Below are 864 nucleotides of genomic sequence, written 5' to 3' on the forward strand. Positions count from 1 at the left end.
GCGGCAAGTAGGTGATGAACGCGGCGCGGGAGTTCTGTTTGTGTAATAAGGATGTTGGCGGCATACAGCCGTCAAAGGGGAACGATCCGGCTTGTCTCGGTGTGGCGTTGCGCGGCGGCAGCTACAATCGTAGTTCCGGCGCGGGCCTTTTTGGCCTTGACCTTGAATGCTACCGTAGCAACCGCAATAGACGTGTGGGGTTCCGTCCCGCTCTCGCTCCGAGTCGTCGGAAGCCCGGAGGCTACGGCTTCCGGGACGGTACAGGAGCAAAAGGGGATCGTTTCCTCCCCGGTGCGAAGCGGGGAAACAGCAGCCTCCCCGCGCGGCAAGTAGGCAACGAACGCGGCGCGGGGAATCTGGGGAAGACAGATGCCGAAGACTGCCCGTCATCTATGGGAACATGTGCTGGAGTGGGAGAACCTGCTTACAGCGGCCAAAGAGGCTTCGCGGGGTAAGCGCTACCGAAACGAGGTCATGCGGTTCAACGTCCATCTTGAGGAAAACCTGCTGCGGATTAGGGAATACCTGCGCGCCAAGGAATGGAGACCAGGGCCGTTTCGGGCTTTTGAAGTCTTTGAACCTAAGCGCCGCTTAGTTCATGCGCCTTGTTTTGCGGATCGAGTAGTGCATCACGCCCTGGTGCAGGTTATTGGACCATGCTTTGAACGACGCTTTATTGCTCAGAGCTTCGCCTGCCGTGTCGGCAAAGGAACTCACGCCGCCAGCGACTACCTTTCTTCCATGTTACGCTCGGCAGAGGCCAGATGGGGCGGCGTGTACGTCCTCAAGGCGGACGTGACCAAGTATTTCTACTCCATCGACCATGACATACTGTTGCGCATCGTATCCCGTACCATAGGGGAC

At 58.4% G+C, this 864-nt stretch carries 1 pseudogene; it reads left to right on the forward strand.

Annotated features, from left to right (window positions below):
- Window positions 1-369: 369 nt before the first annotated feature.
- Window positions 370-864 (forward strand): annotated as a pseudogene (locus DESPIG_RS12600) (reverse transcriptase/maturase family protein); the annotation flags it as partial.

This window comes from Desulfovibrio piger ATCC 29098 (assembly GCF_000156375.1).
Lineage (GTDB): Bacteria > Desulfobacterota > Desulfovibrionia > Desulfovibrionales > Desulfovibrionaceae > Desulfovibrio > Desulfovibrio piger.